The sequence below is a fragment of the Streptomyces capparidis genome (genome assembly GCF_054782095.1).
The window spans coordinates 72,348-87,511 of record NZ_BAAGTD010000024.1 but is presented as its reverse complement, the minus strand read 5'-3'; the positions used below and the strand labels follow the sequence as shown (position 1 = coordinate 87,511).

The following is a 15,164-nucleotide window of genomic DNA, read 5'->3' as shown; positions in this document are numbered from 1 at the left end:
GGAGTGCAGTCGTACGCTGTCGGGGGCCGGGATCCGCGTCAGGCGGGGGTTCCGGCCCCTACTTCTCCCGCGCGCACGAGCGCATCACACGAAAGAGTTGGTCCAGCCGTGATTATGGGGTTCTCGATCGCCCTCATCGTTCTCAGCCTGCTCATGATGCTGCTGGTGCTCATGCAGAAGGGCAAGGGAGGCGGCCTGTCCGACATGTTCGGTGGCGGCATGCAGGCCTCCGTCGGCGGCTCGTCGGTGGCCGAGAGCAACCTGCGCCGGATCACCGTGGTGACGGGCCTGACGTGGTTCGCGGTCATCGTGATCCTCGGCCTGCTGCTGAAGTTCGAGTAGGAGCGGGGCGGGCTCAGGGCGCGTCCGGGGCCCGGGACGGGACGGTCCCGGGCCGTGGAAGTCGCTCCCGTCCGCCGAAAACTGAAAGCCCGTAGTTGACGCGGCTTATCATGAGGCAACGAGGCGCGCCGCGTCGGCGTAAGCGGGCGGACGCCCTCCGTACACTGGGACGTTCTCACGCAGGTGCCGACCCTGAGGGATCCGGCGGCGCAGCACCATCACGCAGGGAGTTACGACCGTGGCAAGTGGCAACGCGATCCGTGGCAGTCGGGTCGGTGCGGGGCCGATGGGGGAGGCGGAGCGCGGCGAGTCAGCCCCGCGGCTGCGCGTCTCCTTCTGGTGCTCGAACGGGCACGAGACCCGACCGAGCTTCGCCAGTGATGCGCAGATCCCGGACACCTGGGACTGCCCACGCTGCGGATTCCCGGCCGGGCAGGACCGGGAGAGCCCGCCGGACCCGCCGCGCACCGAGCCCTACAAGACGCACCTGGCGTATGTGCGCGAACGGCGCAGCGACGCCGACGGCGAGGCGATCCTCGCCGAGGCCCTGGCCAAGCTCCGCGGCGAGATCTAGCCCTTCCCGGGCGAGGCTTCCTCGTCGTCCTGTGGGTGCCCGTCCCGCTGCGCGGGGCGGGCACTCGCGTGTTTCCGGGGTGGGCCGGGGGAGTGGCGGTGGGGGTCCGGGGGCGCAGCCCTCCGGCCGCCGGAGGCGTCCCCCACCGCACCCCGGCCCCTACGGCGACGCCGGAGGGTACAACTGGGGCGGCAGCTTCCCCGCGGCCGAGCGGTCCAGGAGCCACAGGGTGCGGACGGTGCCCCGGGCCCCCGCCGCGGGCGCGGCCAGTTCGCCGGCCCCGCTGAGCGCTACGGCCACGGCCTCCGCCTTGTCCTCGCCCGCCGCGAGCAGCCACACCTCGCGGGCCGCCCGGATCGCCGGAAGGGTCAGCGAGACACGGGTCGGCGGCGGCTTGGGCGCCCCGCGCACGGCGACCACCGTGCTCTCGGTCTCCCGCACCCCCGGGTGCTCCGGGAACAGGGAGGCCACATGGGTGTCCGGGCCGACCCCGAGCAGCAGCACGTCGAAGGGCGGCACCCCGCCGTGGCCGGGCCGCCCGTGCTCGGCCAGCCGGCGCGCGTACGCCTCGGCCGCCACCTCCGGGTCGTCGCCGTCCCGCCCGCCCGGCGCGGGCACGGTGTGCACCCGCGCCGGATCGACCGGCACCGCGTCCAGCAGCGCCCGGCGGGCCTGCGTGTCGTTGCGGTCCTGGTGCCCCTCGGGCAGGAACCGCTCGTCGCCCCACCACAGGTGCAGCCGCGCCCAGTCCACCGCGTCCCTGGCCGGGGAGCCGGCGATGGCCGCGAGCAGCGCGTTGCCGTTGCGGCCGCCGGTCAGCACCACGTGCGCCGTCCCGGTGGCCGCCTGGGCGTCCACGATCCTGGTGATCAGCCGCGCCGCCGCGGCCTTGGCCATCAGGTCGGGGTCGCGGTGGACGACCACCTGGGGAGCGGTCACCGCCGGGTCCTGCGGCGGGACGCGGCCGGCTTCAGCGGCAGCCGGGCGGTGACGCCGCGCCTGGTGGACGAGGCGGCGGCCGAGGTCCGGCCCGCACCCGCGGTCGCGGCCTCCTCCGCCTTCTCCTCCCCGGCGCCCTCGGCCGGCCCGCCGTCCCCGGCGGGCTCCACCACGGCCTGCGCGGAGCCTCCGCGCCGCCTGAGCTGGTCGAGGCCGAACCGGATCGCGGCGGCGTAGCTGTCGTCCGGGTCCAGGCGCCGCAGCTCCTCGGCGATCAGCTCGCTGGTGCCGCGCCGCTTCAGCGCCACGTGCCGGTCCGGCTGGCCGGGCATGGCCAGCTCCGCCAGCCGCCCGTCCGACCGGTCCAGGCAGATCTGGCCGTCCGCGGTCCGGAGCCGCACCGCGGTCAGGCCGGGGCCCTCGGAGACGTTGCGCTCCACCGGCACCCCGAGCCGCTCCGCCAGCCACAGCGCCAGCAGCTCGGCGCTCGGGTTGTACGCCTCGCCCTCCACGACCGCGGCGGCGATCGCCGAGTGCTTCTGGTCCAGCGCCGCGGCCAGCACGCTGCGCCACGGGGTGAGCCGGGTCCAGGCCAGGTCGGTGTCGCCCGGCGTGTAGGTCTCGGCCCGCCGCAGCAGCGCGCCCACCGGGTCCTCGTTGGCCGCGGCGTCGGTGACCCGGCGCTGCGCGAGGGCGCCCAGCGGGTCCTCGGCCGGGTGGTCCGGCGCCTCGTCCGGCCACCAGACCACGACGGGCGCGTCCGGCAGCAGCAGCGGCAGCACCACGGACTGGGCGTGGCCCGCCAGCTCCCCGTGCAGCCGCAGCAGCACCGTCTCGCCGGTGCCGGTCTCGCCGCCGACCCGGACCTCGGCGTCCAGGCGGGCCTCGGCCCTGGCCCGCGGGGAGCGGCCCGGCCGCTTGATGACCACGAGGATCCGGGACGGGTGCTCCCGGGACGCCTCGCTCGCCGCCTTGAGGGCGTCGTAGTGGTTGCCCTCATCGGTGACGATCACCAGCGTGAGGACCATCCCGACGGCGGGCGACCCCAGGGCCCTGCGGGCCTTGATCAGGGCGGCGTTGATCTGGCTCGAAGTGGTGTTCGTCAGGTCGATGTTCATGGCCGGCGCCAGCTCCGTCCGTCTCGTGCGAGCATCTCGTCGGCGGCGGCCGGACCCCAGGTGCCCGAGGTGTAGGGCTCGGGCCTGCCGTGCTGCTCCCAGTGCTGCTCGATGGGGTCGAGGATCTGCCAGGACAGCTCGACCTCCTGGTGCCGCGGGAAGAGGTTGGCGTCGCCGAGCAGCACGTCGAGCAGCAGCCGCTCGTACGCCTCCGGGCTGGACTCGGTGAACGACTCGCCGTAGGCGAAGTCCATCGACACGTCCCGCACCTCCATGGCGGTGCCCGGGACCTTCGAGCCGAACCGCACGGTCACGCCCTCGTCCGGCTGCACCCGGATCACCAGGGCGTTCTGCCCCAGTTCCTCGGTGGCGGTGGTGTCGAACGGCAGGTGCGGGGCGCGCTGGAAGACCACCGCGACCTCGGTGACCCGCCGGCCGAGCCGCTTGCCGGTGCGCAGGTAGAACGGCACCCCGGCCCAGCGGCGGTTGTCGATCTCCAGCTTGATGGCGGCGTAGGTGTCGGTCTTGGAGTCGGGGGATATGCCCTCCTCCTCCAGGTAGCCCGCCACCTCCTCGCCGCCCTGCCAGCCGTGGGCGTACTGGCCGCGCACGGTGAACGCGCCCAGGTCCTCGGGCAGCTTGACCGACGACAGCACCTTGATCTTCTCGGTGACCAGCGCGTCGGCGTCGAAGGAGACCGGCTCCTCCATCGCGGTCAGCGCCAGCAGTTGCAGCAGGTGGTTCTGGATGACGTCGCGGGCCGCGCCGATGCCGTCGTAGTAGCCCGCGCGGCCGCCGATCCCGATGTCCTCGGCCATGGTGATCTGCACGTGGTCGACGTACGACCGGTTCCAGATCGGCTCGAACATGGTGTTGGCGAACCGCAGGGCCAGGATGTTCTGGACGGTCTCCTTGCCCAGGTAGTGGTCGATCCGGAACACCTCGTGCGGCGGGAAGACCTCGTGCACGATCCGGTTGAGCTCGCGCGCGCTCTCCAGGTCGTGCCCGAACGGCTTCTCGATGACGGCGCGCCGCCACGAGCCGTTCTGGCCCTCGGACAGCCGGTGCTCCCGCAACTGCCGCACGACCTGCGGGAAGAACTTCGGCGGCACCGAGAGGTAGAACGCGAAGTTGCCGCCCGTGCCGCGCTCCTTGTCCAGCTCCTCGATGGTGGTGCGGAGCTTTTCGAACGCGTCGTCGTCGTCGAACTCGCCCGGCACGAAGCGGAAGCCCTCGGCGAGCTGCGCCCACACCTCCTCGCGGAACGGGGTGCGGGCGTGCTGCTTGACCGAGTCGTGCACGACCTGGGAGAAGTCCTCCTGCCCCCACTCGCGGCGGGCGAACCCGACGAGCGAGAAGCCGGGCGGCAGCAGACCGCGGTTGGCCAGGTCGTAGACGGCGGGCATGAGCTTCTTGCGGGACAGGTCGCCGGTGACACCGAAGATCACCAGGCCGGACGGGCCCGCGATGCGTGGCAGCCGCTTGTCCTGGCGGCTGCGCAGGGGATTGGTCGTCACGGTTCACACCCCCGCGGCGGCGCGGGCGCCGGAGCGCCGCGCCGCCTGTCCGGTGAGGTCCGTCATCGTCGCTCAGCCTTTCTTCGGGTTGTGTTCCGAAAGGGCCGCCTCCACGGACTTCAGCAGGTCGTTCCAGGACGTCTCGAACTTCTCCACGCCCTCCTCCTCGAGCCTGGCCACGACGTCGTCGTAGGAGACGCCGAGCCGCTCCAGGGCGTCCAGGTCGGCGCGGGCCTGCTCGTAGGTGCCGTGCACCGTGTCGCCGGTGATCCCGCCGTGGTCGGCGGTGGCGCCGAGCGTGGCCTCCGGCATGGTGTTGACGGTGCCGGCGACGACCAGGTCGTCCACGTAGAGGGTGTCCTTGTACGCGGGGTCCTTCACACCGGTGGACGCCCACAGCGGGCGCTGCCGGTTGGCGCCGGCCCGCTCCAGCGCGGCCCACCGCTCCGACGGCGGGACCGTGCCGTCCAGGGAGCCGAAGACCTCCTCGTACGCCTGGTAGGCGAGGCGGGCGTTGGCCACGGCCGCCTTGCCGCGCAGCTCCTTGGCCTCGGGGGTGCCCAGGGCGTCGAGCCGCTTGTCGATCTCGGTGTCCACCCGGGAGACGAAGAAGGAGGCCACCGACTCGATCGTGGCCAGGTCCAGGCCGGCGGCCTGCGCCTTCTCCAGGCCCTCCAGGTAGGCGTCCATCACCTGGCGGTAGCGCTCCAGGGAGAAGATCAGCGTGACGTTGACGCTGATGCCGCGGCCGATCACCTCGCTGATCGCGGGCAGGCCGGCGAGCGTGGCCGGGATCTTGATGAACAGGTTGGGCCGGTCCACCAGCCACCACAGTTGCTTGGCCTCGGCGACGGTGGCGTCGGTGCGGTGGGCCAGGCGCGGGTCGACCTCGATGGACACCCGGCCGTCGTGGCGGTCGGTGGCCTCGTACACCGGCCGCAGCACGTCGGCCGCGTCCCGTACGTCGGAGGTGGTGATCATGCGCACCGCCTCCTCCACGGTGACCTCGCGCACGGCGAGGTCGCGAAGCTGGGTGTGGTAGCCCTCACCCTCGCCGATCGCCTTCTGGAAGATCGTCGGGTTGGTGGTGACGCCCACGACATGCTGGTTCTCGACGAGCTCGGCGAGGTTGCCGGAGCTGATCCTGGTGCGGCTCAGGTCGTCCAGCCAGATCGCCACGCCCGCGTCGCTGAGGCGCTTGAGTGCGTCCGTCATATGACCTACATCTCCTCGTTGTGTGGTATCGCGCGGCGTTGTGTCGGATCGCGTGGCGTCACTCGGCGGTGGAGACCGCGGCGAGCGACTCGCGGGCGGCCTTCACCACCGCCTCGGTGGTCAGCCCGAACTCCTCGTACAGCACCTTGTAGTCGGCGGAGGCGCCGAAGTGCTCGAGGCTCACCACACGCCCCGCCTCGCCGACGAACTCGCGCCAGCCGAGGCCCACACCGGCCTCCACGGAGACGCGCGCCCGGACGTTCGGCGGCAGCACCGTCTCGCGGTAGGCCTGGTCCTGCTCGCGGAACCACTCCTGGCAGGGCATGGACACCACCCGGGTGGGGATGCCCTCGGCCTCCAGGCGCTCCCTGGCCTCCAGGGCGATCTGCACCTCGGAGCCGGTGCCCATGAGGATCAGGTGCGGCGCGCCGGAGGACGCCTCGGCCAGCACGTAGCCGCCCTTGGCGGTCAGCTCGGCGGAGCCGTAGGTGTCCCGGTCGAAGGTGGGCACGCCCTGGCGGGTCAGCGCGAGGCCGTGCGGGCCGGTGCCGGGGACGTGGTGGCGCTCCAGGATGGTCCGCCAGGCCACGGCCGTCTCGTTGGCGTCCGCGGGGCGCACCATGTTCAGGCCGGGGATGGCGCGCAGGGCCGCGAGGTGCTCGATGGGCTGGTGGGTGGGGCCGTCCTCGCCCAGGCCGATGGAGTCGTGCGTCCACACGTAGGTGACGGGCAGCTTCATCAGCGCGGCCAGGCGGACCGCCGGGCGCATGTAGTCGGAGAAGACCAGGAAGGTGCCGCCGTAGACACGGGTGTTGCCGTGCAGGGCGATGCCGTTCATGGTCGAGCCCATGGCGTGCTCGCGGATGCCGAAGTGCACGGTGCGGCCGTAGGGGTCGGCCTCGGGCAGCGGGTTGTCCGCGGGCAGGAACGACGAGTTCTTGTCGATGGTGGTGTTGTTCGACCCGGCCAGGTCGGCGGAGCCGCCCCACAGCTCGGGCACCACCGCGCCGAGGGCCTTGAGGGTCTCGCCGGACGCCTTGCGCGTGGCCACCGACTTGCCGGCGGGGAAGACCGGCACGGCCTTCTCCCAGCCGTCGGGCAGCCTGCCCGCGGCGATCCGGTCGTACTCGGCCGCCCGGTCCGGGTTGGCCTGGCGCCACGCCCGGAACTGCTTCTCCCAGGCGGCGTGCGCCTCGCGGCCCCGGTCCAGCACCGCGCGGGCGTGCTCGAGGACCTCGGGCTCCACCTGGAAGTGCTTGGCCGGGTCGAACCCGAGCACCTGCTTGGTGGCCGCGACCTCCTCCTCGCCGAGGGCCGAGCCGTGGGCGGCCTCGGTGTTCTGGGCGTTGGGCGCGGGCCAGGCGATGATCGTGCGGGCGATGACCAGCGACGGACGGTCGGTGACCGCCTGCGCCTCGGTGAGCGCGGCGTGCAGCGCGGCCACGTCGATGTCGCCGTCACCGGACTGCTCGATGCGCTGCACGTGCCAGCCGTAGGCCTCGTAGCGCTTGCCGACGTCCTCGGACAGGGCGGTGGCGGTGTCGCCCTCGATCGAGATGTGGTTGTCGTCGTAGACCGCGATCAGGTTGCCGAGCTTCTGGTGGCCCGCCAGCGAGGACGCCTCGGCCGACACGCCCTCCTCCAGGTCGCCGTCGGAGACGATGGCCCAGATGGTGTGGTCGAACGGGGACTCGCCCGCGGGCGCGTCCGGGTCGAACAGGCCGCGCTCGAAGCGGGCGGCCATGGCCATGCCCACCGCGTTGGCGATGCCCTGGCCCAGCGGCCCCGTGGTGGTCTCCACCCCGACGGTGTGGCCGTGCTCCGGGTGGCCCGGCGTGCGGCTGCCCCAGGTGCGGAACGCCTTGAGGTCGTCCAGCTCCAGGCCGTAGCCGGACAGGTAGAGCTGGATGTAGAGGGTCAGGCTGGTGTGGCCGGGGGACAGGACGAACCGGTCGCGGCCCACCCAGTCGGGGGTCGTCGGGTCGTGCCGCATCATCCGCTGGAACAGCAGGTACGCGGCGGGCGCCAGGCTCATCGCCGTGCCCGGATGGCCGTTGCCGACCTTCTGCACGGCGTCCATGGCCAACACGCGGGCGGTGTCCACGGCCCGCCGGTCCAGATCGGTCCACTCGAAGGCTGTGGGGGTCGACTTGGTGCTCACCCTGAGTCAGGGCTCCTCTCACTGTCGAACGCCGCTGACGGCGTGCAATCCGGGCGCTGCCGAGCCTACCGCTGGGGGGTGGGCATCCTTTCGATACTCAGGGCAACCGGCGGGTAGGGGGCTTGATTCCCGGGGCCCGGTACCCGGTTCGTCCCCCGGGGGCCGGCCCGCCGCCCTCCGCGGGGCCCGGCCGGGCCGGGGCGGGGCCCGCCCACGGCCCGCCTCCCGTCGTCCCCCGCGCCCGCTCCCCTCGCGCCCGGAGCGCGTGCCGTCCGGTCACTTGCTCCAGCCTGCCGCCTGCCCAGCCGGGCGGGGTCACGAACACCTCGGATGCCGCGAGGCCCCCGCACGGGGGATCCTCCGGCCCGCGCGCGGGGGCTTCTTCGGTCCGCCCGCGGCGGCGGACGGCGCGCGCGAAACGGGCGACCCCCGGCGCGGGCGCTGGTCGGCGTGCGTCTAAAGTGGCGTGGTACGCGCAGCGAGCGCCCCCGGCCGCACACCGATGTGCCCGGGGCCCGCATGTCTTCAACTCAGGGGTGTTCGTGACGGCCGTCGAGTCCCGGCCCGCAGGGGTCATCGGAGCAAGCCCCCGTAGCCGGCCACTCGGCGCCCGGCTGAAAGCCTTCGTGGCGCTGACCAAGCCCCGCATCATCGAGCTGCTGCTGATGTCCACGGTCCCGGTGATGTTCTTCGCCGCGGACGGCGTTCCCGACCTGCTGCTGGTCCTGGCCACCGTGGTCGGCGGCTATCTGTCCGCGGGCGGCGCGAACGCGCTGAACATGTACATCGACCGCGACATCGACCGGCTGATGAGCCGCACCGAGCGGCGGCCCATCGTCACCGGCATGGTCGCGCCGCGGGAGGCGCTGGTCTTCGGGATCGCGCTCGCGGTGGTGTCCACGGTCTGGTTCGCCGCGCTGGTGAACCTTCTGTCCGCGGCGCTGTCGTTGGCCGCGGTCCTGTTCTACGTCTTCGTCTACACGCTGGGCCTCAAGCGCCGCACCTCGCAGAACATCGTGTGGGGCGGCATCGCCGGCTGCATGCCGGTGCTCATCGGCTGGACCGCGGTGCGCGACTCGCTCGACTGGGCGCCGGTGGTCCTCTTCCTCGTCGTCTTCTTCTGGACGCCGCCGCACACCTGGCCGCTGTCGATGAAGGTCAAGGAGGACTACATCAAGGCGGGCGTGCCGATGCTGCCCGCGCTGGCGTCCAACACCGTGGTCGCCCGGCAGATCGTCGTCTATAGCTGGGTGATGGTGGCCGTGTCGCTGGCGCTGTGGCCGGTGGCGGACACCTCCCTGGTCTACCCGGCCGTCGCCGTGGCGCTGGGCGGGCTGTGGCTGTGGGAGGCGCACGCCCTCCAGCGGCGGGCGCGGGCCGGGGTGGTCGGGGCGAAGCTCCAGGAGATGCGGCTGTTCCACTGGTCGATCACCTATCTGACCCTGCTGTTCCTGGCCGTGGCGATCGACCCGTTCCTGCGCTGATCCCCCCGGCGGGGCGATCACCCTGGCAGCCCCTGTTACCGGCGAGTAGTATCGAGGGCATGGCCGCCACCTCGACCTCCGACGACACGCGCGACGACAGCACCCGCGACGGCGCCGCCCGCGCCGAGCGGCGCGCCGCCCGCCGCGCCGAGAAGCTCGCCAGGGCCGCCCGCCGCTTCGCCGCCGAGCACGGCGGCTCCGCCGAGGGCACCTTGGAGTACCTCGGGCAGCGCGGCACCCGGATCGTGCTGGTGGCGGCGGACGGCGCCTGGGGCGACCTGATCGCCCCCGACCAGGGCACCGCCCGCCGCGCCGCCGAGCTCGCCGGGATCACCGTCCGCGACGCCCTCGACGGCGAGACCGCCGCCAGGCTGCGCACGGGCCCCTACGAGTGGAAGCGCATGGCGGGCATCCAGGGCCCGCGCAAGGCCGAGCCGTACGCGCCCGGCGGCAGCGGCTGACCGGGCCGCGGCCGTCCGGCGGCTAGTCGCCCAGCAGCCGCCACACCCGGGTGGCGATCGCGTGCGGGTCGCCCACGGGGCGGGTCGGATACGTGTCGCGGCGCCGGGTCCAGGCGTCCTCCAGGGCGAACCAGTCCACCGGCTCCGGCTCCCCGCCGTCCGCCAGCGCCTTGCCGAGCGTGTCGAAGAAGGTGCGCCACCGCGGCAGGTAGAACCCGCCCACCAGGCCCGCCCACTCCCGGTTGGCGTAGTCCCGCAGCCCGCCCTCGTCGGCGGCCCTGCGCGGACCCCACACGGTGACGATGGTCCGCGCGTCGAACTCCAGGCGCGCCGCCTCGCGCTCGTCCGCCGCCCAGCGCCTGGCGTCCTCCAGCCAGCGGCCGAGCAGGAACCGCCGGTCGCTGGCGAGCAGCTCCTCCAGCAGCTCCATCGCCGCCAGCCACCGCCCGGTCAGCCGGTCGAGCTCCGCCCGGTCCCGCTCCCCGAAGGCGGCGGCGATTCGCGGCAGCAGCTCCCGGCTGTGGTTGGCCAGCACCTGCCGGGCCACGTCCACCACGTCGAACCGGTACGCGTCGGTGCCGCGCAGCGCCGGGGCGACCCGCAGCAGCTCCCCGAGCGAGCGGGCGAAGCGCCGCCCGTCGTAGCGCATCTCCTGCGGCGACCAGGACGCCGCCGACCGCGTGGTCAGGCTCGGCCGGGCCGCGAACAGGCTGTCCTGCGCCTCGCTCCACTCGCCCTCGGGCAGCGCGTACGCGGTGCTCCTGATCAGCTCCCAGGCGGCGCGGGCGTGCCGGTCCGGGCGGCCGTAGCGGCGGTCGGCCCAGTCCGCGAACCAGCCCTTGTGGTCGATCTCCCCGGGCGTCCACGCCAGCTCCGCGAACAGGTCGTTCGCCGCCGGGTTGGTGCCCATCCCCTCCGGCATCAGCGCGATGCCGTCCAGGGTGCTGCGCGGCTTGGTGCGCCACCGGGTGAACCGCGTGGTCCAGATCCTGGCGTTGGCGCCGATCGTGGTGTGCCCGCCGAAGTTGTAGATGGTGCCGAAGGCGTACGGCGCGCCCAGCCACTGCTTCTCGCGGTCCAGGTCGGGGAACCGGTCCGACAGGCCGTCCACCACCAGCACCCGGCTGCGGTCCACCGCCTCCAGCACGTCCCGCCTGGGGTTGTTCTGCCAGCCCAGCAGCACCCACACCGCGCCGGGCCGGGCCCGCTGGAGCGCGGCCATCACCCCGCGCGCCGCCGGGCCCACCGGCACGTCCCCGGGGGTGCCGCCCTCGTGCAGCAGGTCCATCTTGTAGTGGCCGCTCGAACCGAACAGCTCGCCCTGGTGCCGGTAGAACGCCTCACCCACCCGGGCGAAGTGCGCGCCGGTCGGGTCCAGCCAGTCCGGGCGGGTGAACGCCTTTATCCAGTCGCCCTGCGGCACCGTGTGCGCGCCCGGGTTGCGCCGCGCGAAGTCCGTCGGCACCGTGCCGAACCAGCCCGGCAGCACCGGCTCCATGCCCAGCGACCGCAGCCGCTCGACCACCCGCCGGCCCAGCGAGGTGCGCGCTCGCAGCAGTTGCTTGGACATCGGGCCGCCGAACTCCGACATGTTTTGGAGCAGCCACCACGGCTGGTGCGCCGGCCCCGGGATCCAGCGGCGCGCCTCCTCCTCGGAGTACCCGAAGTCCTGGAGGACGCGGTGGTAGACGGCCTCCTGGCCCGCGGTGACCAGCACCTGGTTGACGCCGTTCAGCGCCAGCAGGTCGATCTCGCGCTCCCAGTCCCGCCAGTCCCGGTACGGGCCGGTGTAGCCCTCGTGGGTGTCGTTGAACGCGAACCGACGCCGCGCCACCGCGGTGCGCCGCAGCTCCCTGGCCGGGGCGGGCAGCCGGTGCGGCAGCATGCCCAGGCTGCTGCCGGGCCAGGAGACGTCCACCCCGGCGGAGTACTTCAGGTACCAGTGGAACCCGGTCAGCACAACGGCCGGCGAGGTCCCGTCCACCGTGACACTCCCGGCCGCGCCGCTCACCCGGAACCAGTCTGCCCCGCCCTCGGCCCGCTGCGCCGCCCGCAGTCGCACCTGCTCCGCGTGGCGGGGCAGCAGCCTGGCCAGCGCCGCCCGCGCGGGCCCGGTATCGAACGGGCCCTCGCCCGCGTCCCCCGGCGGCGCCCCGTCCTCCCGGGGGGCTTCGGACGCCGAGGCAGGGGAGGCGCCCTTGACCGTGGTGGCCGCGGTGATGCCCGCCGCTGTGCCGAGGATGCTGCGCCGTCGGATCACGTTGCCACGCCCCTTCGGTAGGTGACCTCTGCAACGAGTAGGCACGGCGATAAATACCCCGCGCCGGCACCCGAGTCACCAGCCGGACACGCACTGCGTTCCCCTGGCGCAACGCGCGCGCGAACGGGTGGGGGCCGGGTGGCCCGCGGGACCGGGCGGGGCGGGGGAGACGCGGGCCGGCGGGCGGCGCCCAGAGGGGGGCGGCGGCTAGCGGGCGGCCGCCACCGCGGGGTCGGGGGCCGTCGCGCCGCGGTCGGGGGCGGGGACCGCGGCGGGCGGGGCGGCGGGGCGCTCGCGCAGGGACAGGGCGACGCGCAGGACCGCCACCCACACCAGGGCGGCGCCCAGCATGTGGGTGCCGACCAGGACCTCGGGCAGGTGGGTGAAGTACTGGACGAAGCCCACCGCGCCCTGCGCCAGCAGCACCACCGCCAGGTCCCTGGTCCTGGCCCGGGCGGCCGCGGGCGCGCCCACCGCGCGCAGCGTGAACAGCAGCGCCACGGTCAGGCCCACCACCAGGAACGCCAGGTCCACGTGCAGTTGGGTGACGCGCTCCCAGTCCACCCCGATCCGGTGCACCTCCCGCGCGTCGCCCGCGTGCGGGCCCGCGCCCGTCACCACGGTGCCGACGACGATGAGCGCGGCCGTCGCCCCGACCAGGGACCAGGTCAGGTGGCGCACCGGCGCGGGCACCAGCGGCCTGGCCGGCCCCTCGCCCTCGCGGGTGCGCTGCCACATCAGCACGGCCACCGTCAGCAGTCCGACCGCGGCCACGAAGTGCCCGGCGACGATGTACGGGTTCAGGCCGGTCAGCACGGTGATGCCGCCGATCACGGCGTTGGCCACCACCAGCCAGAACTGGCCCCAGCCGAGCCGGGTGAGGTCGTGCCGCCACGGCGAGCGCGACCGGGCGGCGAGGATGGCCAGGCCGACCGCGGCGCTCAGCACGTAGGTGAGCATCCGGTTGCCGAACTCCACCGCGCCGTGCAGGCCCATCTCACTGGTGGGGGTGAGGGACTCCTCGGTGCAGGTGGGCCAGGTGGGGCAGCCGAGCCCGGACTCGGTGAGCCGGACGGCCCCGCCGGTGACGATGATGACGACGGCCATCACCACCGTGGCCAGGGCCGACAGCTCCACGAAACGGGCGGAGGGCTGCCAGCGGCGGGCGAGGTACGCCAGGGGATTCAACGCGGATCGCACCCCGCCATGGTAGGCGCCCGCTTGTGAACGCATTCACGCGCCCCCGCCACCGGGCCGCGCCCCCGGCTCACTCCCACCGGAAGAACCGCCCCGCCGCCGCGATCCCGGCCACCGCCCACACCGCGAGCACCCCCAGGTGGCCCCACGGCATCCCGGCGCCGTCCCGCAGCACCTCCCGCAGCCCCTCGGCGAGCGCGGTGATCGGCAGCGCCTCCAGCACCGGCCGCACCCCCTCGGGGAACTTGTCCACCGGCACCAGCACCCCGCCGGCGAGCAGCAGCAGCACGAACACCAGGTTGGCCGCCGCCAGCGTGGCCTCCGCCCGCAGCGTCCCGGCCATCAGCAGCCCGAGCCCGGAGAACGCGGCCGTGCCCAGCACCAGCAGCCCGGCCACCGCCAGCGGGCTGCCGTGCGGCGACCAGCCGAGCGCCAGCGCGATCACCACCAGCAGCGCCACCTGGAGCGCCTCCACCACCAGCACCGACGCGGTCTTGGCCGCCATCAGCCCCCACCGCGGCAGCGGGCTCGCGCCGAGCCGTTTGAGCACCCCGTAGCGCCGCTCGAACCCGGTGGCGATGGCCTGCCCGGTGAACGCCGTGGACATCACCGCCAGCGCCAGCAGCCCCGGCGCGAGGAAGTCCACCCGCTCGCCGGGCCCGGTGTCCACGATGTCCACGGCGCTGAAGAGCACCAGCAGCACCGTGGGGATGATCACGGTCAGCAGCAACTGCTCGCCGTTGCGCAGCAGCAGCCTGGTCTCCAGGGCGGCCTGCGCCCTGATCATCCGGGACACCGGGGCCGCCCCCGGCGCCGGTGCGAACGTGCCTGTCGCCCGAGTCACCGCAGCTCCCGTCCGGTCAGTTCCAGGAAGACGTCCTCCAGGGTGCGCCGCTCCACCGCGATCCGGTCGGGCATGACGCCGTTCTGCGCGCACCAGGAGGTGACGGTGGCCAGAAGCTGCGGGTCCACCTTGCCCTCGATGCGGTAGCTGCCGGGGGTGACCTCGGCGGCCGCGGTGCCGTCGGGCAGCGCCTTGAGCAGCGACGGCAGGTCGAGCCCCGGGCGGCCGGTGAACCGCAGGGTGTTCTCGGCGCCGCCCTGGCACAGCTCCTCGGGGCTGCCGCGGGCGATCACCCGCCCGGAGTCGACGATGGCCACGTCGTCGGCGAGCTGCTCGGCCTCGTCCATGAAGTGCGTCGTGAGCACGACCGTCGCCCCGTCGGCGCGCAGCTCCCGGACCAGCTCCCAGGTGGCGTGCCTGGCCTGCGGGTCCAGGCCCGCGGTCGGCTCGTCCAGGAACAGCAGCTCCGGCCGGCCCACCACGGCCATGGCCAGCGCGAGGCGCTGCCGCTGGCCGCCGGACAGCCGCCGGTACGGGGTCCGGCCGCAGTTGCCGAGGCCGAGCCGCTCCACCAGCAGGTCCACGTCCACCGGGTGGGCGTGCAGCCGCGCGGTGTGCCGCAGCATCTCCTCGGCGCGCGCCCCGGGGTAGACGCCGCCGGACTGGAGCATCACCCCGATCCTGGGCCGCAGCCGCGCGCTTTCGGCGACGGGGTCCAGGCCCAGCACCCGCACGGTGCCCCCGTCGGGGCGGCGGTAGCCCTCGCAGGTCTCGATGGTGGTGGTCTTGCCGGCCCCGTTCGGGCCGAGGACGGCGGTGAGGCCGCCCTGCCGCACGGTGAGGTCGAGACCGTCAACGGCGGTCTTCGAGCCGTACCGCTTGACCAGCCCGGCGACCTCCACGGCGGCGTGTTCGCGCATGGCACGCAGTCTACGAACCCGGCCGACCGCTCGCGGCCGGGGTCGGGGCGGCGGGCGGTCGCGAGGCCGTCACCGCAGGTCAGCGCGGACTTTCGGTAAGGGTGCCCTTAGTGATGAGGGACACCCGCCCGT

13 protein-coding genes are annotated in these 15,164 nt (G+C 73.9%); 4 read left to right on the top strand and 9 right to left on the bottom strand.

The window, feature by feature from the left end; all coding sequences use genetic code 11:
* The first annotated feature begins 108 nt into the window (after positions 1 to 108).
* Positions 109 to 342, top strand: a complete 234-nt coding sequence (gene secG / locus ACYVO2_RS20280) for a preprotein translocase subunit SecG (RefSeq protein WP_461009317.1) — start codon at positions 109 to 111, stop codon at positions 340 to 342.
* 238 nt (positions 343 to 580) lie between these two features.
* Positions 581 to 916: an RNA polymerase-binding protein RbpA gene (locus ACYVO2_RS20275; RefSeq protein WP_461009316.1), complete on the top strand. Its 336-nt coding sequence runs from the start codon at positions 581 to 583 to the stop codon at positions 914 to 916.
* A gap of 159 nt (positions 917 to 1,075) precedes the next feature.
* On the opposite strand, the gene pgl is transcribed toward ACYVO2_RS20275, so the two are convergent.
* From pgl to tkt, 5 genes are all read right to left on the bottom strand, one after another.
* Complete coding sequence (pgl, locus tag ACYVO2_RS20270) at positions 1,076 to 1,855, bottom strand: 6-phosphogluconolactonase (protein ID WP_461009315.1); 780 nt, start codon at positions 1,853 to 1,855, stop codon at positions 1,076 to 1,078.
* A complete protein-coding gene (opcA, locus tag ACYVO2_RS20265) occupies positions 1,852 to 2,973 on the bottom strand; it encodes a glucose-6-phosphate dehydrogenase assembly protein OpcA (protein ID WP_461009314.1) in 1,122 nt (373 codons plus the stop codon). The genes pgl and opcA overlap by 4 nt, the downstream gene beginning before the upstream one ends.
* The gene (gene zwf / locus ACYVO2_RS20260) at positions 2,970 to 4,490 is read right to left on the bottom strand and encodes a glucose-6-phosphate dehydrogenase (protein WP_461009313.1); all 1,521 of its coding nucleotides are present in this window, start codon (positions 4,488 to 4,490) and stop codon (positions 2,970 to 2,972) included. The genes opcA and zwf overlap by 4 nt, the downstream gene beginning before the upstream one ends.
* Positions 4,491 to 4,562: 72 nt before the next feature.
* Complete coding sequence (gene tal / locus ACYVO2_RS20255) at positions 4,563 to 5,705, bottom strand: transaldolase (protein ID WP_461009312.1); 1,143 nt, start codon at positions 5,703 to 5,705, stop codon at positions 4,563 to 4,565.
* A 58-nt stretch (positions 5,706 to 5,763) separates the two neighbouring features.
* Positions 5,764 to 7,866 carry a transketolase gene (tkt, locus tag ACYVO2_RS20250; RefSeq protein ID WP_461009311.1) on the bottom strand — a complete coding sequence of 701 codons (2,103 nt, stop codon included), beginning with the start codon at positions 7,864 to 7,866 and terminating at the stop codon, positions 5,764 to 5,766.
* A gap of 542 nt (positions 7,867 to 8,408) precedes the next feature.
* Here tkt and ACYVO2_RS20245 point away from each other — a divergent pair.
* Both ACYVO2_RS20245 and ACYVO2_RS20240 read left to right on the top strand, forming a co-directional pair.
* Entirely contained in the window at positions 8,409 to 9,350 is a 942-nt protein-coding gene (locus ACYVO2_RS20245; RefSeq protein WP_461009310.1) for a heme o synthase, read from the top strand.
* 59 nt (positions 9,351 to 9,409) lie between these two features.
* Positions 9,410 to 9,811: a hypothetical protein gene (locus tag ACYVO2_RS20240; RefSeq protein ID WP_461009309.1), complete on the top strand. Its 402-nt coding sequence runs from the start codon at positions 9,410 to 9,412 to the stop codon at positions 9,809 to 9,811.
* A gap of 22 nt (positions 9,812 to 9,833) precedes the next feature.
* Here ACYVO2_RS20240 and ACYVO2_RS20235 read toward each other — a convergent pair whose 3' ends face one another.
* From ACYVO2_RS20235 to ACYVO2_RS20220, 4 genes are all read right to left on the bottom strand, one after another.
* Complete coding sequence (locus tag ACYVO2_RS20235) at positions 9,834 to 12,071, bottom strand: alpha-N-acetylglucosaminidase (RefSeq protein ID WP_461009308.1); 2,238 nt, start codon at positions 12,069 to 12,071, stop codon at positions 9,834 to 9,836.
* Positions 12,072 to 12,278: 207 nt separating this feature from the next.
* Entirely contained in the window at positions 12,279 to 13,304 is a 1,026-nt protein-coding gene (locus ACYVO2_RS20230; RefSeq protein ID WP_461009307.1) for a COX15/CtaA family protein, read from the bottom strand.
* A gap of 34 nt (positions 13,305 to 13,338) precedes the next feature.
* Entirely contained in the window at positions 13,339 to 14,055 is a 717-nt protein-coding gene (locus tag ACYVO2_RS20225) for an ABC transporter permease (protein ID WP_461009306.1), read from the bottom strand.
* A 53-nt stretch (positions 14,056 to 14,108) separates the two neighbouring features.
* On the bottom strand, positions 14,109 to 15,032 hold the full coding sequence (locus tag ACYVO2_RS20220) for an ABC transporter ATP-binding protein (protein WP_461009305.1): 924 nt from the start codon (positions 15,030 to 15,032) through the stop codon (positions 14,109 to 14,111).
* Positions 15,033 to 15,164 lie beyond the last annotated feature (132 nt).